We start from the raw sequence: 24,791 nt of genomic DNA on the forward strand, positions 1-24,791 counted from the left end.
AGCGATGAACATGTGGCTTCACCAGCCCTCATGGCGCGCGCACCATACGATCACACCGTGTCGGCGTGGCGGGTCACCGGGGGGGCGCCGAGCGGCCGTGCCCGCGCGCGGACCAAAGCACGTCGAGCCTATCCGCTGTGCACCCCGCGCGCATTTTGCCCCGACATGGAAGGATCTCCCCCGTGAAGGTCATACTTAAGATCGTGGTCGTCGCCGCGGCCCTGTGGGCGTCGACGAAGCTGGTGGACGGCATCGCGGTCACCGCCGACACCACCGCCAAGCAGATCGCCACCCTCCTGGCGGTCGCCCTCATCTTCGGCCTCGTCAACGCCATCATCAAGCCGGTCATCAAGACGGTCGGCTGCGCGTTCTACGTGGTCACGCTGGGCCTGTTCGCCCTCATCGTCAACGCCGCCCTGCTGCTGCTCACGAGCTGGCTGGCCGAGAAGCTCGACCTGCCCTTCCACGTCAGCGGATTCTGGGCCGCTTTCTGGGGCGCGATCGTCGTCGGCGTGATCAGCTGGGTCCTCAACATGATCCTCGGCGACGACTGAGAAACCCCGCGGCGCCTTCAGGTGCCGTACGGCCCGGCCCTGCCCGCGCCGGACCCGCCGAGCCCTCCACTCAGCCGAGCCGCTGAGTGAAGGGCTAGACCGACACGCGCTCGCGCAGGTCGGGGGCCTGGACGATGCGACGGCGCCGCGTCTTGCCGTCCGAGGCGGCGACCACGAGCCGAACGGCGGCACGGACGATGCCGTCCAGGTCCCAGTTGACGGTCGTCAGCCCCAGCAGCTCCGACATCGGATGGTCGTCGTACCCCATCACGGCGACGTCCCCCGGCACCGACAGCCCGAGCTCGGCGGCCGCCTTGTAGACGCCGTACGCGATGGAGTCGGAGAAGCAGAACATCGCGCTCGGCCGGTCGGCGCGGGAGAGGATCTCGCTCGCGACGCCGGCCGAGTCGGCGAGCCCCTGCCGGGCGGTCGTGACCTCGATGTCCAGGCCCAGCCGCTCGGCCTCCGCGATGACGTGCACGTCGGCGGGCCGGTCCGGGGTGCTGGGACGGGTGGGGGTGAGCACGGCGACGCGGCGATGGCCCTTCTCACGCAGGTATTCCAGGGCCATCGTGACCCCGCGCCGGTTGTCGAAGACGACCTCGGCGGCGGTATGGCCGTTCTGCAGGGCGTCTCCAATGGCCACGACCGGGAGCGAGTCGGCCAGATCGGCCCAGAACCTGGCCGCCGGGTCCACGGGTTGCACGATCAGCCCGTCGACCCGCTGGTCCCTTAGCTGGAGGGCGAGCGTCCGCTCGCGGGCGGGGTCTCCGGCCGCGTCCAGGATGAGCGCGTAGCGATCCTTCTCACGCAGTGACCGCCCGATGCCGACGGCCAGGGACTGCTGCCAGAGGTCCTCCAGCGAGCCGCAGAGCAGGCCGATCATCCCGGTCCGGCCGCTGGCGAGGGCCCTCGCGATCGGATCGGCCTCATAACCCAGCTCGGCTGCGGCCTGCCGTACGCGGAGGATGGTCTCCTCGGACACCTGCATCCCGCGAAGGGCGTAGCTCACCGCCGCGGGTGACAGGCCGGTGGCCTGGGCCACCTCACGGATCGTCGCGCGCTTACGCTGAGCCACTCAGTAACCCTATGCCGGACAGGCCCCGGCGTCTTGACAGTGCGGAGGTGAAGCGTTTCACTGAAACGGATCAGTGAATCGGTTCAACTGCTTGACGTGGCATACCTCCATCGATTACATGTATTATGAGTCGGGAATGGGGAGAACGAGGAGGTGGCGATGAGCATCGACGTGCACCAGCACCTGTGGACGCCGTCGTTCCTCGACGCCCTTCGCCGTCGCTCGGAGCCGCCGTTCCTCGACGGGTGGACGCTGGTTCTGGACGGCGAGGCGCCCTACGAGGTCAACCCCGGCGACCACGACGTGGACGCCCGGGTGAAGCTGAGCGCCGATCTCGACCTCGCCCTGATCTCGCTGTCGAGCCCCCTGGGGATCGAGCACCTGCCGGCGTCCGACGCCTGGCCGCTGATCGACGCCTACCACTCCGGCGCCCGCAGGCTGCCCCGGCCGTTCCGGGCCTGGGCCGCCGCTCCCGTGACCGACATCGATCCCGTACGGCTCTCGCACACTCTGGACCAGGGCTTCGCCGGACTCCAGCTTCCCGCGACGGCCCTGCGGAGCGCCGAGGACTTCGGCGCGGTGGCCCCGCTGCTCGACGTGCTGGAGGAGCGCGGCCTGCCGCTGTTCGTCCACCCGGGACCGGCCGCCGCCTCCGAGGGGCCGTCGTGGTGGGCCGCGGTCGTGCCGTACGTGCAGCAGATGCATGCCTCGTGGTTCGCCTTCCAGGCTTTCGGCAGGCCCAGGCATCCCGGGCTGAAAGTCTGCTTCGCCCTGCTGGCCGGTTTAGCCCCGCTCCACTCGGAGCGGCAGATCAACCGGGGAGCCTCCGGACGGGGGCTCGTGGACCCGGACGTGTTCGTCGAGACCTCCTCCTACGGGCCGCGCGCCATCGACGCCGTGATCCGGGAGCTCGGGATCGACGTCGTCGTCAACGGCTCGGACCTTCCGTACGCCGAAGCGCCGTCGCTGGAGTTCGGCGACGCCGCCCGCCACGCCATCCGCGTGGCCAACGCCAACCGCCTGTTGTCACGAAAGGAGTCGCAGTCATGAGCACCCCCACCGTCCAGGTCGCCGAGAGCTGTGCTCCTTTTGAGGACCTCCCCGCCCGACCACTTGATCGTTCTGAACTCTCGGAGTTGGTCAACGAGCTGGCGGAGCAGCCCGAGCTGTGGAAGGAGCACCTGAGCTTCGAGGGAGCCGAGGACGGCGGCCGCCACTACGCGTCCCTCTACCGGGATTCCTATGTCGACGTGTGGCTGCTGTGCTGGCGACCCGAGGACGACACCGGCTGGCACGACCATGACATCTCGTCCGGCGCCGTCCGCGTGGTGTCCGGCGTTCTCAGGGAGTGCAACCCCCGGATCGGCGGCGAGCATCTGGAGACGACGGTCAAGGAGGGTGAGTCCTTCACCTTCGGCCCCGACCACATCCACCGGCTGACCGGGGCGGAGCACGGCAGCGTCTCCATCCACGCCTACTCGCCGCCGCTGTGGCGCCTGGGGCAGTACTCGATCGGCCAGGACGGGATGATGCGCCGCCTGTCGGTGAGCTACGCCGACGAGCTGCGCCCCCTCGACCCCGCCTGACGGAGCACCCGGCCCTTTCGGCCCACCGGCTGGAGATGACCGCGTCACATCAATCACGGTCTTGGGGGAACAATCAGAGAGAGCGACGAGACGACGAGATTGTAGCCCGATGACCACGAACGGTGACGGCGGCAACGCCACGCTGCGTGATGTGACCAGCGTGCTTGCCGACTGGCCCTACCCTCCGCCAGGGGGGTGGACGGCCGACGACCTCGACCTGCTCCCTAGCGATGGCCCCAACGGCGAGCTGGACTTCTTCAAGCACGTCGAGCTCGTCGATGGAGCCCTCATCTTCAGGTCCCCCCAGAAGCGCTTCCACGAGCGCGTCCTGTACGGCTTGCGCACGGTCCTGAACGTCCAAGTGCCCGAGAAGGTCGTCGCGGTGGGGCAGATGGACGTCAAGCTCGGGCAGCGGCAGCGGCAGCGGCCCTGCCCCGATGTGTCACTCGTGGACTCCGGCGCGGCGGAAGACGACGGCAGGACCTACTACCTGCCGGAGGAGATCTGTCTCGTGGTGGAGGTGGTCTCCCCCGAGTCCGAATATCGAGACCGGGAAGTCAAGCCCCAACGCTACTCCGCCGCCGGGATCCCGCACTTCTGGCGCGTCGAGAACAATGACAACCGGCCGGTGGTCTACGTCTATGAGCTCGATCCGGCTACGCGGACGTACGCGGTGACTGGGATCTACCATTCCCGGCTCGCCGTGGAGGTGCCGTTTCCCATCGAGATCGACCTGGACGGCCTGCCGCGCTAGCCGTGCCGGACACCTACATCAGACGACGCAGCAGGTGGAGCAGGGGGCGGCGTCGGGGAGGGTGATCCAGAGGCAGCAGGTACGGCGGCGGTAGCCGGTCTCGTGGGGAACCACCAGGCCGTCCACGGGCTCGCCGATCTCCTTCAGCAGTGCCGCCGCCTGGCCGTACGTGCCGGATCTCATCAGTGGGTGGACGAACGCCTCGGCGGTGGAGCCCCACAGCGTGCGGGCGCCCACCTTTGTGAGCGCGCCGAGGGCCGTGATCACCGGCTCCTGGCCGTCGAGCAGGGCGTCTTTGATGGCGGTCCCGAGATGGTCGGCCACCTTCGTGCCGGGGGCGCCGGCCAGCGGATCGTCCGGGAGGACGGCCACGGTGACCTTCACCGCCGCGACCGTCACACCCGCGTCCGACGACCTCACCACGGTGTCCGCGAAGCGCATCAGCGGCACCCGCCGTCCGAGCGCCCAGCCGAGGGCCATCGGCAGCGTGTGCCAGTAGCTGTACGTCTTCCACAGCAGCGCGGCGGCGACATGGCGCGGCGCGCCCCACCGGGCCGCCGTCTCGTCCACCAGGGACAGCAGCGGGCCGTACGGCTCACACACCAGCTCGGGGGCGCGGGTCCACTCCGGGGAGTCCTCGGTCACGAGCCGGGGAAGGACGCCGAGGACGCCGCCGCGTTCGGCCGCGAGGCTCTCCAGGGTCGTGACGAGAGGATCGAGCAGCGGCACGCGCCCAGGGTAGGCCGTCACGAGACGGTCGTGGTGGGGCGGGCCGCCAGCACGCCGAACCCGAGCTGGAGGACGCACGCGCCGATCCCGGCGAGCAGCGGCAGGCTCCAGCCGCCGGACACCTGGTGGAGCAGGCCGATGACGAAGGGCCCGAGCGCGGCGAGCACGTAACCGGTCGACTGTGCGACGGCCGACAGTGCGGTGACCGAGGCCGGGTCCGGCGCCCGCAGCGCGATGATCAGGAGCGCGAGCGCGATCGAGGCGCCCTGCCCGATGCCGAGAACGACCATCCAGAGCCACGGAAGCGTCGTCGGCGCGAGCAGGATTCCGGCATATCCGGCAATGGTCAGGACCGCGGCCGCCGCCACGTGGGGCACCTGGGATCTTGCTTTGCCGGCGTGCACGGGCACGCTGAGAGTCGCCGCGATCTGGGACAGGTTGGTGAGGCTCAGCAGATATCCGGCCTGATCGGCGGGGAGCCCGGCGTTCTGGAAGATCGTCGGCAGCCAGGCCAGCACGATGTAGAAAGTGAGCGACTGAAGGCCCATGAACGCCGTTACAAACCACGTCATCCTGCTCCGGAGCAGGGCGCGATAGGGCCGGTGGCCCGGATCTCCGCCGCCTCCTTTCCGGGAGCGGACCGCCTGGGGCGCCCAGAGCGCGGCCGCCACCAGGGCGAACACGGCCACCGATCCGGTGGCGGTCCGCCAGCCCACGTGGCCGGAGAGCGGCACCATCGCCGCCGACGCCGCGGCGGCCCCCGCCACCAGGCAGGAGACGTAGACGCCGGTGAAGATCCCGATGTGGGAGGGGAAGTGCTGCTTCACGATCCCCGGCATGGCCACGTTCATGATGGCGATGGCCGTGCCCGCGAGCGCGGCTCCGCCGTACAGGGCGACGAGGCCGTCAGTGCTCCGCACCGTGACACCGGCGGCGAGGATGAGCAGCCCGATGAGGAGTGTGCGGTCGAGGCCGAGCCGGTTGGCCAGAGCGGGCGCCAGCGGCCCCAGCAGGCCGAGGCACACCACCATGACCGTGGTGATCGCCCCGCCCCCCGCCGGGCTGAGGCCGAGATCGTCCATGATCTGGTTCAGCACGGGAGAGACCCCCGCGAGCGCGGGCCGGAGGTTCAGAGCCGCCAGGACGAAACCGGCTACGAGCAACACTCGACCACGATCGACCACAATCGCCCTCATCACCCCCAAACCTTATCGGCGTGATCATGCACACATTCCGTGCCACCCCAACCGGCCCGCACCACCGCCGGGCGTGATCATGCACGCCTTCCGTGCCATCCCCTCCCACCCGCACCACCGCCGGGCGTGATCATCCAGAGAGTCCCCCCGACACACCCTCACCTGCCCTAACCCCGCACGTGATCATGCAATCCGGGCCGCGGGGGCAGAGACCCCACCTATCCGGGCCGGCCAATCGCGAACCTGTCCACTTGAATCCAGATTGCATGATCACGGTGACCATTTGGCCAGCTCAGGGGCCCCCATCGGGAGCCTGTACATGATCACGCACAGGGGGTGGCGAGGTCTGGGAGGATTCCAGGACCCTGTGCATGATCACCACCAAGGGGGAATGGTGGTTGACAACGTTGTCACAGCCCGCCGAATGGGAGATGATCCACTAGTGGGAGACACGAGACGCGGCCGTCCGACCATGAACGACGTCGCGGCCGCCGCCGGTGTGGCGCTCAAGACCGTCTCCCGCGTGGTCAACAACGAGCCGGGTGTCAACATCGTCACGGCCGAGCGGGTCCAGGCCGCCATCGACCGGCTCGGGTATCGGCGCAACGACAGCGCGCGGACGCTCCGCAGCGGCCGCACCGCCAGCATCGGCCTGGTGATCGAGGACGTGGCCGACCCCTTCTATTCGGGGCTGAGCAGAGCCGTCGAGGATCTTGCGCTCCGCCAGGGCTACCTCGTCTTCACGGGATCCTCCGGAGAGGACCCCTCCAGGGAGCGCGAACTCGTCCTCGCCTTCTGCGCCCGCCGCGTCGACGGCCTGATCATCGTGCCCGCGGGCACGGACCACGGATACCTCTCCCCCGAGTTCGACGCCGGCATCGCCGCCGTCTTCGCCGACCGCCCGCCGGGCACGGGCTGCGACGCGGACGCTGTGCTCTGCGACAACGCCGGAGGCGCTCAGTCGGGCGTCCAGCACCTCATCGCCCACGGCCACCGCCGCATCGCCTTCTTCGCCGACTCCCCCGCGATCTTCACGGCCATCGAGCGGCTGTACGGCTACCGCCGGGCCCTGGCCGCGGCCGGCCTGCCGTACGACGAAGGTCTGGTCGCGATGGGGCCGCCGGACCAGGCGCGGGTGCAGGCCGACCTGGAGCGGCTCCTGTCCGCGCCCGGCCCGCCGACCGCGCTGCTCACCGGCAACGGGCGGACCACCGTGGCGATCCTCCGCGCGCTCACCGCGCTCACCGCGCTCTCCTCGATGCCGGTACGGCACGGCGGCCGCCTGACGGACCTCGCCGGAATGGCCGTCGTCGGGTTCGACGACTTCGAGCTGGCCGACGTGCTGGGGATCACGGTCGTGGCGCAGGACCCGTCGGGGCTCGGCCGTACAGCTGCCGAGCTCCTCTTCCGCCGGATGTCCGGAGACGCCGGGCCGCCCCGGCGGGTGGAGCTGCCGACCAGGATCATCGAGCGCGGCTCGGGCGAGATCCCGCCGCGCCGATCATGCGACTGAAGTCAGGCCCACCGCCCGGCTCGGCCTGAGCCTGGGCAGCGCGGTGACCACGTCCGTGCGCTGCGGGGACGGGCCTGATCGCGGGCACCCGCACGGGCCGGAGCGTGCTCTACCACCGCACCCTCCTCGGCGACGCCCTGGTCAACCGTGAGGCGCGCTCCCGTCCAATCGGCTCATAGGCCCATGACGCGGCGCAGCCCGGCGTCGACGGCGGACATCAGCGCATCGGGTGTCGAGCCCACGGGCCCGTCGAGTTCATCCTTGTTAAGAGTGACCAGCGCGGTGACGTTGACCACCGAGTCACGCTTGAGGCCGGTCGCGGCGGCGGGCAGGAAAACATTGCCGGGCATGGCCGCGAGGCCCGTATTCGAGGTGACGACGGCCGCCAGCACGGTCGCCAGGCGGCTGAGGTTGTAGGGCTTTGACTGGATGATGAGCACCGGACGCCGTTTCGCTGGTCGGCTACCGGCCGCATCCCCCAGGCCGGCCCAGTAGATGTCGCCCCTCCGGATCACCACTCGTCCTCTTCGAGGCCCAGCCTGCGCCAACCGGCCACCACCGCCGCCCTGGCCGTGTCGTCATCGACGGCCAGGGCGAGGGCGGCGTCGATCTGCTGTGTCAGAGCATGTGACTCCAAATGCTCCAAATAGCGCTGCGCAGCGGTGGTGTAAAATTCCGAGCGGCTGATACCGAGCGCCGCCGTACACCTCTCCACCTGGGAATAGGTTTCGTCGGGAACCGAGATAGCGGTCTTCATAGGAAGAGTATAACTCGGTATAACCTCTTGTCAGCCCTTCAGTGCGCCGGCCATGAGACCGCGCATGAAGAACCGGCCGAGCAGCACGTAGACGACCATCGTGGGGATGGACGCGAGGATGGCCGCAGCCATCTGCTGGCTGTACGGCACGGTCTGGGCGCCCGCGATGTTGTTCAGCATGACCGTGGTGGGCCATGACGTCGGGGCGGTGAGGAAGACCGCGAACAGGAAGTCGTTCCACATCGACGTGAACTGCCAGATGATCACCACGGCGAAGGCCGGGGCGGAGACGGGCAGCACGACCGACCAGAACGTCCGCAGCATCCCGGCACCGTCGACCCGGGACGCCTCGATGAGCGAGTCCGGGATCGTGACGTAGTAGTTCCGGAAGATCAGCGTGCAGATCGGGATGCCGTACACGACGTGCGCGAGCGTCAGGCCCGGGATGCCGCCGTAGACCCCCAGGTTCACCATGAGCTGCACGAGCGGGATCATCACGCCCTGATACGGGATGAACATCCCGAACAGGAACAACGTGAACACCACGTCGGCGCCGGGGAAGCGCCACTTGGCCAGCACGTAGCCGTTCATCGATCCGAGCACGGCCGAGATCAGCGACCCGGGGATCGCCAGCAGGAAGCTGTTGACGATGCCGGGCTCGAGCTTCTCCCACGCGATGCTCCACGCCTCGGTCGTCCAGACCTGGGGGAGGTTCCACGCCTGTCCGGGGTCGGCCTCGCTCAGCGGCTTGAAGCTGGTCACGAGCAGCACGTAGATCGGGATGAGGAACACCACGACGAACAGGATCAGCAGCGCGAGCCGCACCCACCGGGCGACGGCCGCCCGCTGCCGGACGTGCGTGACCGGAGCGACGGGACGGGTCTTCTCGATGACGTCCGCGGTCATGAGCGGTTCCCCCTGCGGGCGTTCCAGATGAGGTAGGGCACGACGAAGACGGCCACGGACAGCACGATGTAGGAGGCGATCGTGGCGCCCTTCGCCGGGTCGTGGGAGTCGAAGACCGCGGTCCACATGAAGATCGCGGGCACGTCGGTGATGATCTGCTTGCCGGACACGGCGACGATCAGGTCGAAGACCTTCAGCGAGATGTGGCCGAGGATGATCAGGGCGGACAGCGTCACCGGCCGCAGGAGCGGCAGCACGACGTAGCGGTAGACCTGCCATTCCGAGCAGCCGTCCACTCGCGCGGCCTCACGCAGGTCCTCCGAAACCCCCCGGAATCCGGCCAGGAAGAGCGCCATGACATATCCGGACATCTGCCAGATCGCGGGGACGGCCATCGCGGCCATGCCCCAGTCCTGGTCCCGGAACCAGTGCCACTGGAAGAAGTCCAGCCCCAGGTAGTGGAACAGCCTGTTCAGGCCCACGGCATGCTCGCCCGTGCCGCTGTTCATCAGCCACCGCCACACCACGCCGGTGGCGATGAACGAGATGGCCATCGGGAACAGATAGACGGCCCGGAAGCCGCCCTCGCCCTTGATCCCCTTCTCCATCAGGAAGGCCAGGAACCAGCCCAGCGCGAGCGCGCCGACGACGAAGACGACGGTGAAGATGATCGAGTGCCGGACCGAGATCCCCCAGCGCTCCTGGTCCCAGATGCTGACGAAGTTGTCCAGCCCGACGAAGTGTCCCGGCGAGATCTCGTCGTGCTGGTCGGTCATCGCGACCTTGAAGTTCCAGCCCAGCAGGCCGTACACGAAGACCGCGATGAGGACGATCGATGGCGACACCAGTAGCAGCCCCGGCAGCCACCTGCGCACCCGCGTCACTTGTACCTCTCAAAAGTCATGTACGGCTCACGCCCGCCGAGGTTTGCCCGAGGCAGGCGTGAGCCGTACAGGGAGATCAACTTACTGGCCGCTGGCCTTGGCCGCGGCGACCAGCGCCTGCTGGAGCTTCGCCACGTCCTGGTCCTGCTGGAACAGGCCGACGGCGTCGCTGATCGCGGTGCGCCAGGCGTCGTTGGCCACGACACCGTGCTGGATGGAGCCGGCCAGCTTGTCGGCCGACCACTGCTCCAGGCTCCAGGCCAGGTAGTCCTTGTAGAGGGACTTGTCGGCGTCCTTGCGGGCGGGGATGGAGCCCTTCAGGGGGTTGAAGGCGTCCTGGCCCTCCTTGCTGGCGGCCACCTTCAGCCACGCCACGGCGCCGTTCCTGTTGGGAGCGCCCTTGGGCAGCGTGAAGCTGTCCGACAGCCACATGAAGGTGCCGTCGGTGCCCGGCGAGGCGGCCCAGTCGAAGTCGGTCTTGGACTGCTTGCCGAGACCGCCGTCCGGCGGGTTGTGGAAGTAGCCGTAGGCCCAGTCACCCATGATGTTGAAGGCGGCCTCGCCGTCGGCGACCTGCTTGGCCGCGGGCTGCCAGTCCTCCTGCGGGGTGCCCGCGTAGGACAGGATGGTCTTGAAGTTCCCCAGCGCCTTGGTCACGTTCGCGTTCGACCAGTCGGCGTTCGCCGTCCAGAGAGCGTTGTACGCGTCGGTGCCGAGCGAGCCGAGCAGCACGCTCTCCAGCAGGTGGACGACGGTCCACTGCGAGCCGATCGACAGCGGGATCTTCCCGGCCTTCTTCACCTTGGCGAGGTCGGCGATGAACTCGTCGACCGTCTTCGGCGCGGCGGCGATCCCGGCGGTCTTGAGGACCGAGGGGTTGAACCAGAGGACGTTCGAGCGGTGAATGTTCACCGGCACCGAGTACACCTGGCCCTGGACCGAGATCTGGTCGATGAGCTGCTGCGGGAGGACGTCCTTCAGCTTGAGCTCGTCGTACAGGAAGTTGAGCGACTCAAGCTTGCCCGCCTTGATGTAGCCCTGCTGCTCGGCACCCGCGTGGCTCTGGAAGGTGTCCGGGGGCTGGTTGGCCTGCAGCTTGCTGGACAGGAGGGCGCGGGCCTGGTCGCCGGAGCCACCGGCCACGGCGGCGTCGAAGAACGTGAAGTTCGGGTTCTGCTTCTCGAAGATCCCGCGCATCGCCTTCAGGCCGTCGGCCTCACCGGGGCCCGTCCACCACGAGAAGACCTCGACCTTCTTCTGCGCGGCCTGACCGCCTCCGCTCGCCTCCTTGTCGCCGCCTCCACAGGCGGTGAGGGTGAGCAGACCTGCCACAGAGACCGCGACGGCCGCCATCCACCGTCGTCTCATCGCAACAATCCCTTCGGGTATCCGTGATGATTTCTGCCCCTGAGAAACCACAGCTGACAACGTTGTCAGCACCGGCCAATCAACCCACTTCGCACCACTTCGCGTCAAGGCATGCGCGGATAACGTCTCTGCATACGGCCGTCGCGGTCGTACGGCGGCGCTGTTCCGCGGAGTACGGCGGCGCTCCCCGCGAAGGTACGGCGGCGCTCCCGCGCGGGGTAGGGCAGGCCGTCCCGGACGGCATGGGAAATGTCGGTGGCGGCGGTCACACTGGCAGGCATGGCGGTCACTGCTGACGAGCATTCCGAAGAGGACGAGCACTCAGAAGAGGACGAACACACCGACGGGAACCTGCGTTCGGCGGGTGACAAGCGTTCCGAAGGGGACGAGCGGGCCACCGCGGACGGGCACGAGCGCGCCAAGGGGAACGGGCACGTCGCGGCGGACGAGAATGCCGGGAGAGATCGGCGCGCCACGAGGGACGAAGAGCCAGTAGAGGACCTGCCGACGCTGGCGGAGATCGAATCGCCGGAGTGGTTCCGCTATGGCGACACGATGGCCGGGATCGGCTTCCTCACCGTCGCGCGCCGGCTGCCCAGACTGATACGGCAGGCGCTCGGCATGGCCTGGGAGGCCAGCCCCAGGGACACGGTCGCCACCGTGACGCTCAGCCTGCTCGGCGGCGTCTTCACGGCCTTCGGGCTGCTGGCCACCACGGGCGTCCTGACGGCCCTGTTCGAGGCCGGCCCGACCCCCGACCGGGTCCGGGCCGCGCTGCCGAGCCTGCTGCTGGTCGGCGCGGCTGCGGTGATCCGTACCGCGCTCCAGACCGGCGCGGGCTGGGCGGAGGCCCGCCTGGGTCCCCAGATCAGCCTGATCACCGAGACGCGCCTCTACGGCCTGACCAGCCAGGTCGATCTCGTGTGCTTCGACGACCCCGAGTTCCACGACGCGCTCCAGCGGGCGCGACTGCGCGGCATGGGCATGGCGGACATGTTGGTGTCCACAACGATCGACACCCTGACCGGAGTCATCGGCATCGCGGCCGCAGCCGGGGTGCTGGGTGTGCTCCACCCGGTGCTGCTGCCACTGCTCCTGCTGGCCGTCGTCCCCGACGCCTGGGCGGCCGTCCGGTCGGCCCGGATGGGATACGCCACCAGCCTGCTGCTCATCCCGGCCCGCCGCCGGAAGTGGATCATCGAAGAACTGCTGGCGGACAAGGACACCGCCGCCGAGGTCCGCTCGTTCACCATGCGTGACTTCCTCCTGCGAATGTTCGACAAGGTCTCCCGCTCCGAGCAGCGAGTCATGCTCGACCTGGCCCGGCGGCAGACGTTCGCCCGGGTCATGGGCGAGGCCCTCGGCGGGATCGGGCAGGGCGTGGTCTACGTGGCCCTGGGGCTGTTGCTGGCCATCGGCGCCGTCCCGCTGGCGATCGCCGGCACGGCGGTCCTGGCGATCCGCTCGGGCCAGGGGTCGCTGGCCACGCTGATGTACTCCACCAACCACCTCTACGAGCAGGGGCTGTACTTCACGGACTTCCTCGACTTCGTCGCGCAGGCCGAGGCTCGGATCCCGGCCCGGCGGACGGGGAAGGCCCCATCGGGCTTCCAGCGCCTCACGGCCGAGGACGTCACCTTCAGCTACCCCGGCTCCGCCACCCCGGCCCTGCGGGGGGTTTCCATCGACATCGACCGGGGCGAGGTGGTGGCCCTCGTCGGGGAGAACGGCTCGGGCAAGACGACACTGTCGAAGATCCTCGCCGGCCTCTACGACCCGGACAGCGGCCGTGTCCTCTGGGACGACACCGACCTGAGCGAGGTCGACCCGCACGATCTGCGGGGAAACATCGCGGTCATCGCGCAGGACCACACCCGCTGGCCGCTGACCGCCCGCCACAACATCACGATGGGCATGGAGAAGGGCGAGACCGCGGTGGTCCACGCCGCCGAGGTCGCCGGCGCCGACCAGGTCATCGAGGAGCTTCCGCACGGCTACCGCACACTTCTCGACCGCCGGTTCAAGGACGGGCAGGAGCTGTCCGGAGGCCAGTGGCAGCGGATCGCCGTGGCGCGCGGGTTCTACCGGGACGCCCCGCTGCTGATCTGCGACGAGCCGACGGCCGCCCTGGACGCGCGGGCCGAGCACGCGCTGTTCGATCGGGTCCGGCGGCACGCCGACGGGCGGACAGTCCTGCTGATCACGCACCGGCTGGCGAGCGTGCGCTACGCCGACCGGATCTACGTGCTCGACCACGGCAAGGTCGTCGAGCACGGCACCCACCAGGAGCTGATCACCCTCGACGGCCTCTACGCCGACCTCTACAACCTCCAGGCCCAGGCATACCGCAGCGCCTGAGCCACCCCTTTGTGGTGATCACGCAGCCACCCCTTTGTGGTGATCATGCACAGAGTCCCTCCCATGGCCCGCGACCTGGGCCGACGGAATTGGTGATCATGCACAGATTCCCTACCGACCAGGCCCTGCGCATGATCAGCCCATCCGGCTACTCGGTCGCTAACACCGAGGCGGTGTTCGATGGCGAGTGATCCGCCGTGATCGCTTCGTGGGTTATGCGGGCAACTGGGCGAGGATAAGCGCGACCGCCTCAGCAGCGTCAGCGCCAATGAATATCGCGATCAAGCATGAGACACGCACGTGATCACCAAGCACATCGTCCGAGGTCAACCAGGCAACCAAGGAATCCGCGCATGATCACGAAACGTATCGTCCCAGATCAGCCGGACAATCGAGGAATCTGTGCATGATCACGACAAGGGGTGGCCGGGGGGAAGGGCCGGGGGATTGCGGTGGAGTGCACTCCAGCTTGCAGAGTGGAGGCATGACGATCGCATTGGGGACCATCCCCTTCGGGACCACGGTGGACGACCAGACCTCGTTCGCCATCCTCGACCGGTTCGTCGAGGGCGGCGGCACGCTCATCGACACCGCCAACAACTACCCCTTCTGGCTCGACGGGGCGACCGGCGACGAGAGCGAGACCACGATCGGCCGGTGGCTCGCCTCCAGAGGAAACCGCGACCAGGTGGTCATCAGCACCAAGTGCGGGGGCCGCCCGACGGTTCCGGGAGACCTGACCCTCGACTCGGCCGAGGGGCTGTCCGCCCAAGTGCTCGCGGGCGCGGCCGAGGACAGCCTGCGGCGGCTCGGCATCGACCACATCGACGTGTACTGGGCCCACATCGAGGATCGGTCCGTGCCTCTGGAGGAGACCGTCGGCGCCTTCAACGACCTGGTGACGGCCGGCAAGGTCAAGGCGGTCGGCGCGAGCAACCACGCCACCTGGCGGCTGGAGCGCGCCAGGTCGCTGGCCGCCTCGCACGGCTGGACACCGTATACATATGTGCAGCTCCGCCACTCCTACCTGCGTCCGCGCCCCGGCGTGCGGCTGCCCGAGGGAGGCCACGTGCAGGTGACCGAGGAGACGCTCGACTACGTGCGCTCCGAGGGCCTGAACCTCTGGGTCTACACGTCGCTGCTCTCCGGCGCGTACGCGAGCAAGCCGCTCCCGGAGCAGTACGACCATCCCGGTACGGCCAGGCGGCTGGCCGTGCTCGACGAGGTGGCAAGCGAGCTGGGCGCCACCCGGAACCAGGTGGTGCTCGCCTGGCTACAGACGCAGGACATCGTCCCGATCGTCGGGGTCAGCTCGCTCGCCCAACTGGAAGAGCTACTCACCGACGTCAAGCTCGACCCCGACCTCCGCGCCCGCCTCGACGCCCCCGCCTGACACTCGACGCCCCGGCCTCATCCTCGGCGCCTCGGAGATCCCCCGACGAGGTCCAGCCGTACGCCGACGACTTTGCCGAATAACCGACGCTCATTCGCGGCCTCTAGAGACTCACCCGCGTAAATGATCTCTCTTGTACGGTCATCCAGTCAGGGAAACCGCTTTCGCCACCGCCAAATTGCGCAGATGACCGTACAAGAAGATCGGACCATGGCTCGAGCCGGCCCAGCGCCCGGCTCCACATGAGCGCTCTTCCCGGGCGACTGTGCACAGCGCCTCGTGGAGGCGGATGTTGGCACCGTACTGGTTAATCACAGGTAAGCCTGAGCACGTCCTCACGCGCCCTGTCGTCCACGCTCTCGTTGCCCGCCCCGGCGTTCCCCAGACCGCCTGCCTGCCGTAGCCGTACATCACCCCGTCCAGGCAGGCGGGCCACACTGCCCTCTCGAGATCCGCGACAGCTACCCGGGCTCTCACCGCACAGGACGCTGCGACGTCAACCGGGCGTGGTTGCCCCCTTGTCCCAGATGAAGACCTCGGTGTCCGGCACGACCTCGGTGAACCGCCCGGCGGCCGAAGTCCGGTGCAGTAGCCACCGAAGCTCGGCCTCAAACTGGGGAAGCCGCTCGCCGAACAGGTGCGGAGCCGAATCCGATCGCGAATAGGTCCACGCCACCACGTCGTCGGCGCTCCGCTTGACCACCTGGCCTCCGGGAACCACGAGGTGGCGGGGCTCGGCGAAACCCGCGGCCCGCAGTACGCTCGCCTCGCCGGACGGCGTACCGTCGGGCAGCAAACCCTGCCCGGCTCGTCGCGTCGCGCCGAGGTAGCTCCGCACCAAGCTCTTGATCTCGTCGAAAGGCGGCCGGGGTGCCGCCCCCGTCGGCAGCGGCGGGAATTCCTTGAGGTCGCTGATGTGCACCAGGGAACCGCCATCGGTCAGCAGCTCGCGGCTCGTGGCAGCGACCTTGCCCCTTTCCATCCAGTGGAAGGACTGCGCGAAGACGATGACGCGGAACGAGCCGAGGCCGGCCGGCAGGTCCTCGGCTCGCACCTGGACCCATTCCGCGTTGGACACCCTCGCCTCGGCGCCACGCCGCCGCGCCTCCTCGATCATGCCCGGGTCAGGATCCACTGCCACGACCTCCTCGAAGAGGGGAGCCAAGGTCAACGCCACCACGCCCGGGCCGCAGCCCACGTCCAGCAGCCGTCCGCTCCCGTCCAGGCCGAGCGACTCTCGTAGTGCCTCCGCCAAACCGGGGGCGTAGGGAAGTCGTCCTCTGGCGTAGTAAGGCGCGCTTCCCAAGTAGAGCGTCTCGTCCCATACCCAGGTCATGTGCCCTCCCGCCGTCAACTCGCGGAGCACGGCTTTCCGAAGGCGTCTGGCGAGTGACTTCACCCCACGCCCCACTTCCCGCCCGCAGTTGCTCACCACTTTGCAGACCGGCGATGAGATTCTGACGGCGTGCCGGTCACCGCCGTCCGCTACCAGGGCGTCATCCACGACTTCGTCATGCTCAATCGAAGGCCTCCCGTTCGACTCCTATCCGAGTCCTATCCGAGGTGGTCGGAGAGGTAGCGGCGGACGAGGCGTTTGCATTCGGCGATCAGGTCGAGGTCGCCGTCGGGGTGGGCTCGGAAGGCGAGCTTCAGCACGGCGTCGGCGGCCTCGACAGCGACGACGAAGGCTCGCGCGATGTCGTCGCTGCGCGGCACGCCGAGCAGCTCGACCGTGAGCGAGCGCAACCGGTCGGCCACGATGACGTTGTTCTCCAGCGCCGCGTCGAGCATCCGCTGGGTTCCCGGCAACGCGGGACCGCCCGGCGCGGCGAGCACCTCGCCGAAGTCGACCACCCCGAACCCGGGCGTGGTGCGCTTCATCCGCACGAACTCGTCGATCCCGAGGTCGACCGCGCCGGCCCAGTCGGTGGGCGGCGCGTCGGCGAGCCTCGTCGCGACGCTGTCGAGGAACGCCTCGAGGTTCCGCAGCGCGAGCGCCCTGACCAACCCCTGTTTGTCGGGAAAGAACTGATAGAAGGTCCCGATGGGCACCTCGGCCCGCCGGGCGACCTCCTTGGTGGTCAGCGCGTCGTACCCGACCTCGTCGAGGAGCCCGGCGCACTCGTCCAGCATCCGCTCGACCCGCTCCTGGCTGCGGCGCTGGGCGGGCCGGCGGCGCAGCGTTCCCCCAGTGGCGTTCGTCATGCGGCCATTGTCTCGCCCTCAGATAGCAAGCGCATTAACATGAGTTGTACTCACGTCACATGCCGGGGTGCGCGCAGGAGGCGGACACATGTTCCTCTGGGGTACGGCTACCGCGTCCTACCAGATCGAGGGGGCCGTCGGGGAGGACGGCAGAGGGCCCTCGATCTGGGACACCTTCTCCCACGAGCCGGGCCGGACCCGCGACGGGCACACCGGCGACGTGGCCTGCGACCACTACCACCGCTGGCCTGAGGACGTGGCGCTGATGGCCGAGGCCGGCCTCAACGCGTACCGGTTCTCGATCGCCTGGTCCCGCGTCCAGTCCTCCGGCAGGGGCGAGCCCAACAAGAAGGGGCTCGACTTCTACGACCGGCTGGTGGACGCCCTCTGCGAGAAGGGCATCGTCCCCGCGCCGACGCTCTTCCACTGGGACCTGCCGCAGGCCCTGGAGGACGAGGGCGGGTGGCTCAATCGCGATATTTCCGGCTATTTCGCGGATTACACCGCCATCGTCGCCGAGCGGCTCTCCGACCGGGTGAAGATGTGGATCACGCTCAACGAGCCGTTCGTCCACATGGTGTTCGGGTACGGCCTGGGCGTCCACGCCCCCGGCAGGGCGCTCTTCCTCGACGCCCTACCCGTGGCCCATCACCAGTTGCTCGGGCACGGCCTCGCCGTACAGGCGCTGCGGGCGGCCGGAGCCGAGCAGGTGCTGATCACCAACAACTGCACGCCCGTGTGGCCCGCCTCGGACTCTCCCGAAGACCTGGCCGCCGCCGACGCCTACGACACGCTGCACAACCGGCTGTTCAACGACCCCGTCCTTCTCGGCACCTATCCAGATTTCTCGGCGTACGGCCTAGCGAAGCTGGACTTCGTCCTTACCGGCGATCTGGAGACAATCGCCCAGCCCCTCGACGGCCTGGGGATCAACTATTACAACCCCACCCGGATCTCGGGGCCGGGCTCGGGTGGCCTGCCGTTCGAGGACGCGGGCATCACCGGCTTCCCGACGACCGCCTTCGGCTGGCCCGTCGTCCCCGACGGCCTGCGCGAGCTGCTCGTCTCCCTCAAGACGAGGTACGGCACGGCGCTCCCGCCCGTCTACATCACCGAGAACGGCTGCTCCTACGAGGAGATCGACGACCAGGAGCGGATCGCCTACCTCGACGGCCACATCGCGGCCATGCGGGAGGCTCAGCGCGAGGGCGTCGACCTCAGGGGCTATTTCGTGTGGTCGCTGCTCGACAACTTCGAGTGGGCCGAGGGCTACCACCAGCGGTTCGGCCTGGTCCACGTCGACTTCGAGACCCAGAAGCGCACGCCCAAAGCGTCCTACCACTGGCTGAAGGGCCTCATCGAAACGCTAAAGGACTGATACGTGGACGTGGTCGTAGTGGTTGGCCGTGATGCCGCCCCGGTCTGACATCATCCGCCAGCCGGTGCCCGTACGCATGTCGTAGAAGCGCTGCTGCCAGATGATGTACATGATCCCGTACTGCTGGGCGTGAGCGATGCACCACTGGGCGAGGGCGTCGCCGCGCTCCTTGGCGTCGGGCTCGGGCATGCGGCCGCCGCTGCTCATCATGAAGTCGCAGGCCCGGCCCTTGCCGTGCTCTCCCGGGTCGCCCGGCCGCAGGCAGCCGACCCCGAACGGCATCGGGAAATCCTGCATGATCGCGTTACGCACGGTGATCATGCGGGGCGTCAGTCCCGACCCGGCGTCCGGCGCCTGAAAGCCGAACTTGGCCATGCGCCTCTCGACCTCGCGCCGCTTGGCCTTCAACTCCTTGATGTGCGCCTGGAGCTTGTCGATCTCGGCGTCGGCGTCCTTGGTGGCCTTGCGCTGCTGCGCGATCAGATCCTTGACGTGGTTGAGCCGCTCGGTCTTCTGGCTGGAGAGGTAGGCCATCGTCGAGACCGTCCCGAGATCGACCCGCATGGTGAACAGCTGGGAGTCGTCGATCCCGCCGTTGATGTAGGACGTCTGGGCGAACTCGGCCACCTGCCGCTCGGCCGTACGGAGATCGCGGTTGAGCTTCTTCACCCGCTTCGAGGCCTTCTCGGCCGCCTGCTGGGCGTCCTCCAGGCTGATGATCTCGCCCCGGTACGCCTTGGAGAGCTCGGCGGCCTCCCTGGTGAGCGCGCGCAGCTTGGCCTGCGGGTCCGGCTTCGCCTCTGCCCCGGGAACCGTGAGCGCGCCGAGCAGTGCGGTGGTCACCACCGCCAGCCCGATCCAGCGCCCCGGTTGCACGCGACCTCCACTCACATTCGGTCCGAAACTATAGAAGGCGATCTTTATGCCTGCTACCGGAACAGGAGAAACCCATGCACCTTTGGTGAACAACGTGACACTCTGCCGCCACTTGACCAGATTTATCTGGACCAGACGTGATCAATTCGTGACTTACATGAGTCTCGACATGGGTTGCACGTGACCTTACGCGCAGTCAGATTCGGGTGATCGTCCCCCTCACGAAGGGCCGTACCCCATGTCCCGACGACTGATCATGTCAGTCCTGGCGGCCGGCGCGCTCGGAGCGGCACTGCTGACGCCGATCGCCGGAGCGCAAGCCGCCTCCGGAGACCCCCTGCCGCCATCGGACCGGAGCGACCTCTACCAGCTCGACAGCCCGCCGGGGACCGCCGGCGCGCTGCTGCAGAAGGGCTTCGACGTCGTTCAGCAGAAGATCGCGGGCGACAAGGAGCACATCGAGCTCACCGCCACCCAGATCGACCTGAAGAAGCTGCAGGGCCTCGGCCTGAGGCCACAGCCCGTCCGCAACCCGCAGGGCCAGACGCAGCTCCAGGCGGCCAAGGCGCAGGCCGCCGGCGGATACACCGTATGGAAGTCCTACTCCGAGAAGGGCGGCATCGCCGACCAGCTCCGCGCCATCGCCGACGCCAACAAGGACGTCGCCAAGCTGGAGTCGATCGGAAAGTCCCTCCAGGGCAAGGACATCCTGGCGATCAAGCTGACGAAGCTCGCACGGGTGCTGCCCGACGGGACCAAGCCGGCCGTGCTGTACTCGGCGACCCAGCACGCGCGGGAGTGGATCGCGACCGAGGTGGACATGCGGCTGCTGAAGCACCTGGTCGCCGGCAAGGCCACTCCGGAGATCGGCAGGCTCCTCGCCACGACGGAGATCTGGTTCGTGCCGGTGGCCAACCCCGACGGCTACGACTTCACCTTCACCGAGGGCAACCGGCTCTGGCGCAAGAACCTCCGGGACAACGACGGCGACGGCGTCATCACGCGCAACGACGGCGTCGACCCCAACCGCAACTTCCCCACGAACTGGCGCTACGACGAGGAGGGCTCCTCCGGCGTTCTCAACAGCGAGACCTACCGCGGCACCGCCCCCGGATCCGAGCCGGAGACCAGGGCCATGGACGGGCTGCTCAGGAGGCTCCGCTTCAAGGCCCAGGTCAACTACCACTCGTACGGCCCGCTGCTGCTCTACCCGGAGGGCTGGCAGGTGGAGACCAAGACCGCCGACGACCCCGTCTACCTGGCGCTGACCGGCACGGACGAGAAGCCGGCCGTCCCCGGGTTCGACCCCGGCGTGGGCGCGGAGCTGTACACCACCAACGGCGAGACCACCGACCACGCGCACAAGCAGTACGGCACGCTCGCCTGGACGCCGGAGCTCGAAGAGGGGTGCGAGGGGTGCGGCTTCGTCTTCCCCGACGACGAGGCGCTGGTCCAGGGCGAATTCGAGAAGCAACTCCCCTTCGCGCTCGACGTGGCGAAGTCGGCGCTGAACCCGAGCGAGCCGGTCAACCACCTCGGCAACACGGTCCCCGACTTCGTCGTCGACAAGTTCGACGTCAGCTACGGCACCGACCAGGTGGTCCAGGTGGACGCCAAGCGCAAGCTCGGCCCCGTTTTCCTGAAATATCAGATCAACGGTGGCCCCACGAAGATCGCCCTGACCTCGGAGTGGAAGGGCGGCGAGCGCTACGGCGGCGGCTACAACACCTACTTCCACCAGCTCAGGGGCACGGTGAAGGGGGCGAAGCCCGGTGACACCGTGAAGGTCTGGTTCTCCTCGATCACCAAACAGAGCGAGGGCTTCACCTACAAGGTCGCGACCGACATCGGCGGCAAGGTGCTGGTCGTGGCGGCCGAGGACGTGACGGGCGCCAGCCCGGCTCAGGGCGTGACCGAGGCGAAGTACGCCGGCGACTACGCCAAGGCGCTGTCGGAGACGGGTTACTCCTCCGACGTGTACGACGTGGACGCCAACGGCCGCAAGGCGCCGCACCCGCTCGGCGTGCTGAGCCACTACAAGGCCGTGATCTGGGAGACCGGCGACGACACCATCCCACGGACCGTGGGACAGCCGGGCGGCACCGCCGCGAACCTGGCCGAGGCCCTGGAGCTGGCCTTCCGCGACTACCTCAACGAGGGTGGGAAGCTCCTCGCCACCGGCAAGTACGCCCTCTACGCGCAGAACGTCAACGGCGCCTACTGGTACGAGCCCGACTATCCGGCGCAGCCGGAGTGCACGACCCGGACCAAGCCGCCGTGCCTCGCGCTGAGCAACGACTTCGCGCAGTATTACCTGGGCGCCTACAGCTTCGTGGACGGCGGCGGCCAGGACTCGAATGGGAACACCCTGCCGCTCAAGGGCACCGGTGGCGCCTTCGCCGGGTTCATCGGCACGCTGAACGGCGGCGACTCCCCCGGCAACCAGAACCACACCTCGACCTTCGTCAGCACCTCCTCGGTGCTGACGCCGGACAAGTTCCCGCAGTTCGCCAGCGCCGCCCCGCTCAAGTGGCAGTACAGCGCGGGAGCGCCCTTCAGCCCGCACACCGGCGCGTGGGACGTGCAGAGCGACCGGGCCGACGTGTCCTGGAAACGCCTGACCCGGACGATCGACCTCACCGGTAAGGCCGGCGGCAGCCTGTCGTTCTGGACGTCATACGACACCGAGCCGAACTGGGACTTCCTGACCGTCGAGGCCCACACCGCCGGCCAGGACGACTGGACGACGCTGCCCGACGCCAACGGGCACACCTCCGAGGAGCCCGGCGACAGCTGCGGCGGCGGCTGGACGTCCATCCACCCGTTCACCGCCCACTACCAGACCTTCGACGGCGTGTCCTCGTGCACCGCGACCGGCACCACCGGCGCGTGGCACGCGGCCTCCGGCTCCTCGAACGGCTGGCAGCAGTGGTCGATCGACCTGTCCGCCTACGCCGGCAAGCAGGTCGAGGTCTCGATCTCCTACATCAGCGACTGGGGCACCCAGGGCCTCGGCGTCTGGCTCGACGACGCGACGATCAAGGCCGACGGTGCGACGGTCTCGGAGACGTCGTTCGAGGGCGACCTCGGCGGCTGGACCGTCGCCGGTCCGCCTCCGGGCTCGGCCGCCGCGATCAACGACTGGGCGCGCAGCGACCAGTCGCTTGAGGACGGCGCCGGCATCACGACCAAGGACACCGTCTACTTCGGCTTCGGCGCCGAGGGCGCGACCACCCAGGCCATGCGCACCGACCTGGTCAAGCGTGCGATGACCCACCTGCTCACCACGCCCCTCCCATAAACCCTCTCTCCCATCAATCCACGCGGCGTACGGCTCCCGCCCCGACCGAACCCCCAGGCCGGGCCGGGAGCCACACCCCCGCGTGATCATGCACACCTTCCCGCGGATGCCGCGCAACCTGCGCCCCGATCAGCCGTGATCATGCAGACACTCCCGCGCACCCCCGCCGACCTGCGCATACCCCCTCCGTGATCATGCGCGGAGGGCGCGACACGCCGCAGCTCTTGCCAACGATCGGCAGAACATGATTCGGTCTCACTGTGGCGTGGGGCTTGTTCCGGCCCCCTCGCGAGAAGAGACTGTCCAAGCAAGCATTCGCTCAAGTCCATGAGGCGCGCCCGACCAGGAGGCAGACACATGCTTCAGCACGACAAGCTCTTCATCGGGGGCGACTGGGTGGCCCCCGCGGGCACCGGGATCATCGACGTCATCTCGCCCCATACCGAGGAGATCGTCGGCCGCGTGCCGGACGGCACGCCCGCCGACATGGACCGCGCGGTCGCCGCGGCACGCGACGCCTTCGACAACGGCCCCTGGCCCCGGCTCAGCATGGCCGAGCGCGCCGCCGTCGTCGGGAGGCTGGCGGAGATCTACGCGGCCCGCCAGGGCGAGATCGCCGATGTGATCACTCTGGAGATGGGCTGCCCCATCACCTTCTCCCAGCTCGCGCAGGCCCCCCAGCCGCTCGGCATGCTGCAGTACTTCGCCGAGCTCGGCAAGACCTTCGCCGTCGAGGACGAGCGCCCCGGCATGTTCGGGCCGGTGACCGTACGCCGCGAGCCGGTGGGCGTCGTCGCCGCGATCGTGCCGTGGAACGTCCCGCAGTTCGTCATCATGACCAAGCTCGCTCCGGCGCTCATCGCCGGCTGCACGGTCGTGCTCAAGCCCGCTCCCGAGACGCCCCTCGACTCCTACCTGCTGGCCGAGATGGTCAGGGAGGCCGGGATCCCGGCGGGCGTCGTCAACATCGTGGCCGCCGGACGCGAGGCCGGTGAGCACCTGGTCTCCCACCCCGGCATCGACAAGGTCGCCTTCACCGGCTCGACCGCCGCCGGCCGCCGGATCGGCGCCATCTGCGGGGAGCAGCTCAAGCGGTGCAGCCTGGAGCTGGGCGGCAAGTCCGCCGCGATCATCCTCGACGACTGCGACCTGCCGTCGGCCATGGGCTTCCTGTCGATCGCCGCGCTGATGAACAACGGCCAGGCCTGCGTCGCCCAGACCCGCATCCTCGCCTCCCGGAGCCGGTACGACGAGGTGGTCCAGGCCGTGGCCGACATGGTCGGCGGCCAGCGGGTCGGCGACCCCGCGGATCCCGCCACCGGCATCGGCCCGCTGGTCGCCAAGCGCCAGCAGGAGCGGGTGGAGGGCTACATCAAGATCGGCATCGACGAGGGCGCCAAGGCGGTCGTCGGCGGGCTCGACCGCCCCTTCGACCGCGGGTGGTACGTCGCGCCGACCGTCTTCGCGGGCGCGACCAACGACATGCGGATCGCCCGCGAGGAGATCTTCGGCCCGGTCCTGACGGTGATCCCGTACGACGACGAGGCCGACGCGATCCGCATCGCCAACGACAGCGACTACGGCCTGTCCGGCTCGGTCTGGACGGCCGACACCGCGCACGGCATGGACGTCGCCCGCCAGGTCCGCACCGGAACCTACGGCGTCAACATGATGAACACGATGGACCCGGGCACTCCGTTCGGCGGTTACAAGGCCAGCGGGCTCGGCCGCGAGCTCGGCCCCGAGGGCCTGTCGGCCTACCTGGAGTACAAGTCGATCGCCCGCCTGGGCTGAACCGCGATCGACGGCCCCACCGGCTGGTGGCCCTCCCCGCCCCGTACGGCATGCCGCGCGGGCCTGGCCGTACAGGGCGGGGAGTCCGCCCAGCGCGCCCCCGCGACGCTGGGCCACACCAGGGATGGTGTGCGCCGATCCCCGTGATCGGCGGCGCGGAC

General features: G+C 68.7%; 22 protein-coding genes. 10 read left to right on the plus strand and 12 right to left on the minus strand.

Features of this window, described 5'->3' with window-relative positions:
* Positions 1-182: 182 nt before the first annotated feature.
* Complete coding sequence (locus ABH927_RS20790; RefSeq protein WP_370023915.1) at positions 183-554, plus strand: phage holin family protein; 372 nt, start codon at positions 183-185, stop codon at positions 552-554.
* A gap of 94 nt (positions 555-648) precedes the next feature.
* Here the strand turns inward: ABH927_RS20790 and ABH927_RS20795 are convergent, their stop codons facing one another.
* Positions 649-1,632: a LacI family DNA-binding transcriptional regulator gene (locus ABH927_RS20795; RefSeq protein WP_370023916.1), complete on the minus strand. Its 984-nt coding sequence runs from the start codon at positions 1,630-1,632 to the stop codon at positions 649-651.
* Between the two features lie 159 nt (positions 1,633-1,791).
* On the opposite strand from ABH927_RS20795, the gene ABH927_RS20800 reads away from it, so the two are divergent.
* The 3 genes from ABH927_RS20800 to ABH927_RS20810 all read left to right on the plus strand — a co-directional run bounded on the left by ABH927_RS20800 (position 1,792) and on the right by ABH927_RS20810 (position 3,972).
* Complete coding sequence (locus ABH927_RS20800) at positions 1,792-2,682, plus strand: amidohydrolase family protein (RefSeq protein WP_370023917.1); 891 nt, start codon at positions 1,792-1,794, stop codon at positions 2,680-2,682.
* Entirely contained in the window at positions 2,679-3,218 is a 540-nt protein-coding gene (locus tag ABH927_RS20805) for a cysteine dioxygenase family protein (RefSeq protein ID WP_370023918.1), read from the plus strand. Before ABH927_RS20800 ends, ABH927_RS20805 begins: the two co-directional genes overlap by 4 nt.
* Positions 3,219-3,327: 109 nt before the next feature.
* Positions 3,328-3,972: a Uma2 family endonuclease gene (locus ABH927_RS20810; protein WP_370023919.1), complete on the plus strand. Its 645-nt coding sequence runs from the start codon at positions 3,328-3,330 to the stop codon at positions 3,970-3,972.
* Between the two features lie 18 nt (positions 3,973-3,990).
* On the opposite strand, the gene ABH927_RS20815 is transcribed toward ABH927_RS20810, so the two are convergent.
* Positions 3,991-4,701, minus strand: a complete 711-nt coding sequence (locus ABH927_RS20815; protein WP_370023920.1) for a hypothetical protein — start codon at positions 4,699-4,701, stop codon at positions 3,991-3,993.
* 17 nt (positions 4,702-4,718) lie between these two features.
* The gene (locus ABH927_RS20820) at positions 4,719-5,867 is read right to left on the minus strand and encodes a CynX/NimT family MFS transporter (protein WP_370023921.1); all 1,149 of its coding nucleotides are present in this window, start codon (positions 5,865-5,867) and stop codon (positions 4,719-4,721) included.
* A 502-nt stretch (positions 5,868-6,369) separates the two neighbouring features.
* Here ABH927_RS20820 and ABH927_RS20825 point away from each other — a divergent pair.
* Positions 6,370-7,410 (plus strand): LacI family DNA-binding transcriptional regulator, encoded by a 1,041-nt coding sequence (locus tag ABH927_RS20825; RefSeq protein WP_370023922.1) that lies wholly within the window; start codon positions 6,370-6,372, stop codon positions 7,408-7,410.
* A gap of 173 nt (positions 7,411-7,583) precedes the next feature.
* On the opposite strand, the gene ABH927_RS20830 is transcribed toward ABH927_RS20825, so the two are convergent.
* From ABH927_RS20830 to ABH927_RS20855, 6 genes are all read right to left on the minus strand, one after another.
* The gene (locus ABH927_RS20830; RefSeq protein ID WP_370023923.1) at positions 7,584-7,928 is read right to left on the minus strand and encodes a type II toxin-antitoxin system PemK/MazF family toxin; all 345 of its coding nucleotides are present in this window, start codon (positions 7,926-7,928) and stop codon (positions 7,584-7,586) included.
* Positions 7,922-8,167, minus strand: coding sequence for a hypothetical protein (locus tag ABH927_RS20835; RefSeq protein WP_370023924.1), 246 nt, complete (start codon positions 8,165-8,167; stop codon positions 7,922-7,924). The genes ABH927_RS20830 and ABH927_RS20835 overlap by 7 nt, the downstream gene beginning before the upstream one ends.
* Before the next feature lie 30 nt (positions 8,168-8,197).
* Positions 8,198-9,073: a carbohydrate ABC transporter permease gene (locus ABH927_RS20840; RefSeq protein WP_370023925.1), complete on the minus strand. Its 876-nt coding sequence runs from the start codon at positions 9,071-9,073 to the stop codon at positions 8,198-8,200.
* On the minus strand, positions 9,070-9,957 hold the full coding sequence (locus ABH927_RS20845; RefSeq protein WP_370023926.1) for a carbohydrate ABC transporter permease: 888 nt from the start codon (positions 9,955-9,957) through the stop codon (positions 9,070-9,072). Before ABH927_RS20845 ends, ABH927_RS20840 begins: the two co-directional genes overlap by 4 nt.
* Positions 9,958-10,038: 81 nt before the next feature.
* Complete coding sequence (locus ABH927_RS20850; protein WP_370023927.1) at positions 10,039-11,325, minus strand: ABC transporter substrate-binding protein; 1,287 nt, start codon at positions 11,323-11,325, stop codon at positions 10,039-10,041.
* 104 nt (positions 11,326-11,429) lie between these two features.
* The gene (locus ABH927_RS20855) at positions 11,430-11,606 is read right to left on the minus strand and encodes a hypothetical protein (RefSeq protein ID WP_370023928.1); all 177 of its coding nucleotides are present in this window, start codon (positions 11,604-11,606) and stop codon (positions 11,430-11,432) included.
* On the opposite strand from ABH927_RS20855, the gene ABH927_RS20860 reads away from it, so the two are divergent.
* Positions 11,605-13,683 carry an ABC transporter ATP-binding protein gene (locus tag ABH927_RS20860; protein WP_370023929.1) on the plus strand — a complete coding sequence of 693 codons (2,079 nt, stop codon included), beginning with the start codon at positions 11,605-11,607 and terminating at the stop codon, positions 13,681-13,683. The genes ABH927_RS20855 and ABH927_RS20860 overlap by 2 nt on opposite strands.
* 484 nt (positions 13,684-14,167) lie before the next feature.
* On the plus strand, positions 14,168-15,076 hold the full coding sequence (locus ABH927_RS20865) for an aldo/keto reductase (RefSeq protein ID WP_370023930.1): 909 nt from the start codon (positions 14,168-14,170) through the stop codon (positions 15,074-15,076).
* A gap of 496 nt (positions 15,077-15,572) precedes the next feature.
* Here the strand turns inward: ABH927_RS20865 and ABH927_RS20870 are convergent, their stop codons facing one another.
* Together ABH927_RS20870 and ABH927_RS20875 are read right to left on the minus strand one after the other, a co-directional pair.
* A complete protein-coding gene (locus tag ABH927_RS20870; RefSeq protein WP_370023931.1) occupies positions 15,573-16,412 on the minus strand; it encodes a class I SAM-dependent methyltransferase in 840 nt (279 codons plus the stop codon).
* Between the two features lie 218 nt (positions 16,413-16,630).
* Positions 16,631-17,281, minus strand: coding sequence for a TetR family transcriptional regulator (locus ABH927_RS20875; protein WP_370023932.1), 651 nt, complete (start codon positions 17,279-17,281; stop codon positions 16,631-16,633).
* An 88-nt stretch (positions 17,282-17,369) separates the two neighbouring features.
* Between ABH927_RS20875 and ABH927_RS20880 the strand changes: the two genes are divergently transcribed.
* Positions 17,370-18,659, plus strand: coding sequence for a GH1 family beta-glucosidase (locus tag ABH927_RS20880; RefSeq protein ID WP_370023933.1), 1,290 nt, complete (start codon positions 17,370-17,372; stop codon positions 18,657-18,659).
* Here the strand turns inward: ABH927_RS20880 and ABH927_RS20885 are convergent.
* Positions 18,648-19,535, minus strand: a complete 888-nt coding sequence (locus ABH927_RS20885; protein WP_370023934.1) for a coiled-coil domain-containing protein — start codon at positions 19,533-19,535, stop codon at positions 18,648-18,650. The two genes, ABH927_RS20880 and ABH927_RS20885, sit on opposite strands and share 12 nt — an antisense overlap.
* Before the next feature lie 238 nt (positions 19,536-19,773).
* Between ABH927_RS20885 and ABH927_RS20890 the strand changes: the two genes are divergently transcribed.
* Positions 19,774-22,836 carry a M14 family zinc carboxypeptidase gene (locus ABH927_RS20890; protein ID WP_370023935.1) on the plus strand — a complete coding sequence of 1,021 codons (3,063 nt, stop codon included), beginning with the start codon at positions 19,774-19,776 and terminating at the stop codon, positions 22,834-22,836.
* A 357-nt stretch (positions 22,837-23,193) separates the two neighbouring features.
* Positions 23,194-24,630, plus strand: coding sequence for an aldehyde dehydrogenase (locus ABH927_RS20895; protein ID WP_370023936.1), 1,437 nt, complete (start codon positions 23,194-23,196; stop codon positions 24,628-24,630).
* Positions 24,631-24,791 lie beyond the last annotated feature (161 nt).

The sequence above is a fragment of the Planotetraspora sp. GP83 genome, from assembly GCF_041262585.1.
In the GTDB taxonomy this organism is placed as follows: domain Bacteria; phylum Actinomycetota; class Actinomycetes; order Streptosporangiales; family Streptosporangiaceae; genus JAOEGB01.

Excerpts from the sequence above, each read along its gene's own strand:
- ABH927_RS20800 (WP_370023917.1), top strand. The coding sequence starts at position 1,792 with ATGAGCATCGACGTGCACCAGCACCTGTGGACGCCGTCGTTCCTCGAC.
- ABH927_RS20805 (WP_370023918.1), top strand. The coding sequence starts at position 2,679 with ATGAGCACCCCCACCGTCCAGGTCGCCGAGAGCTGTGCTCCTTTTGAG.
- ABH927_RS20810 (WP_370023919.1), top strand. The coding sequence starts at position 3,328 with ATGACCACGAACGGTGACGGCGGCAACGCCACGCTGCGTGATGTGACC.
- ABH927_RS20825 (WP_370023922.1), top strand. The coding sequence starts at position 6,370 with ATGAACGACGTCGCGGCCGCCGCCGGTGTGGCGCTCAAGACCGTCTCC.
- ABH927_RS20835 (WP_370023924.1), bottom strand. The coding sequence starts at position 8,167 with ATGAAGACCGCTATCTCGGTTCCCGACGAAACCTATTCCCAGGTGGAG.
- ABH927_RS20840 (WP_370023925.1), bottom strand. The coding sequence starts at position 9,073 with ATGACCGCGGACGTCATCGAGAAGACCCGTCCCGTCGCTCCGGTCACG.
- ABH927_RS20850 (WP_370023927.1), bottom strand. The coding sequence starts at position 11,325 with ATGAGACGACGGTGGATGGCGGCCGTCGCGGTCTCTGTGGCAGGTCTG.
- ABH927_RS20860 (WP_370023929.1), top strand. The coding sequence starts at position 11,605 with ATGGCGGTCACTGCTGACGAGCATTCCGAAGAGGACGAGCACTCAGAA.
- ABH927_RS20855 (WP_370023928.1), bottom strand. The coding sequence starts at position 11,606 with ATGCCTGCCAGTGTGACCGCCGCCACCGACATTTCCCATGCCGTCCGG.
- ABH927_RS20865 (WP_370023930.1), top strand. The coding sequence starts at position 14,168 with ATGACGATCGCATTGGGGACCATCCCCTTCGGGACCACGGTGGACGAC.
- ABH927_RS20870 (WP_370023931.1), bottom strand. The coding sequence starts at position 16,412 with ATGACCTGGGTATGGGACGAGACGCTCTACTTGGGAAGCGCGCCTTAC.
- ABH927_RS20875 (WP_370023932.1), bottom strand. The coding sequence starts at position 17,281 with ATGACGAACGCCACTGGGGGAACGCTGCGCCGCCGGCCCGCCCAGCGC.
- ABH927_RS20880 (WP_370023933.1), top strand. The coding sequence starts at position 17,370 with ATGTTCCTCTGGGGTACGGCTACCGCGTCCTACCAGATCGAGGGGGCC.
- ABH927_RS20890 (WP_370023935.1), top strand. The coding sequence starts at position 19,774 with ATGTCCCGACGACTGATCATGTCAGTCCTGGCGGCCGGCGCGCTCGGA.
- ABH927_RS20895 (WP_370023936.1), top strand. The coding sequence starts at position 23,194 with ATGCTTCAGCACGACAAGCTCTTCATCGGGGGCGACTGGGTGGCCCCC.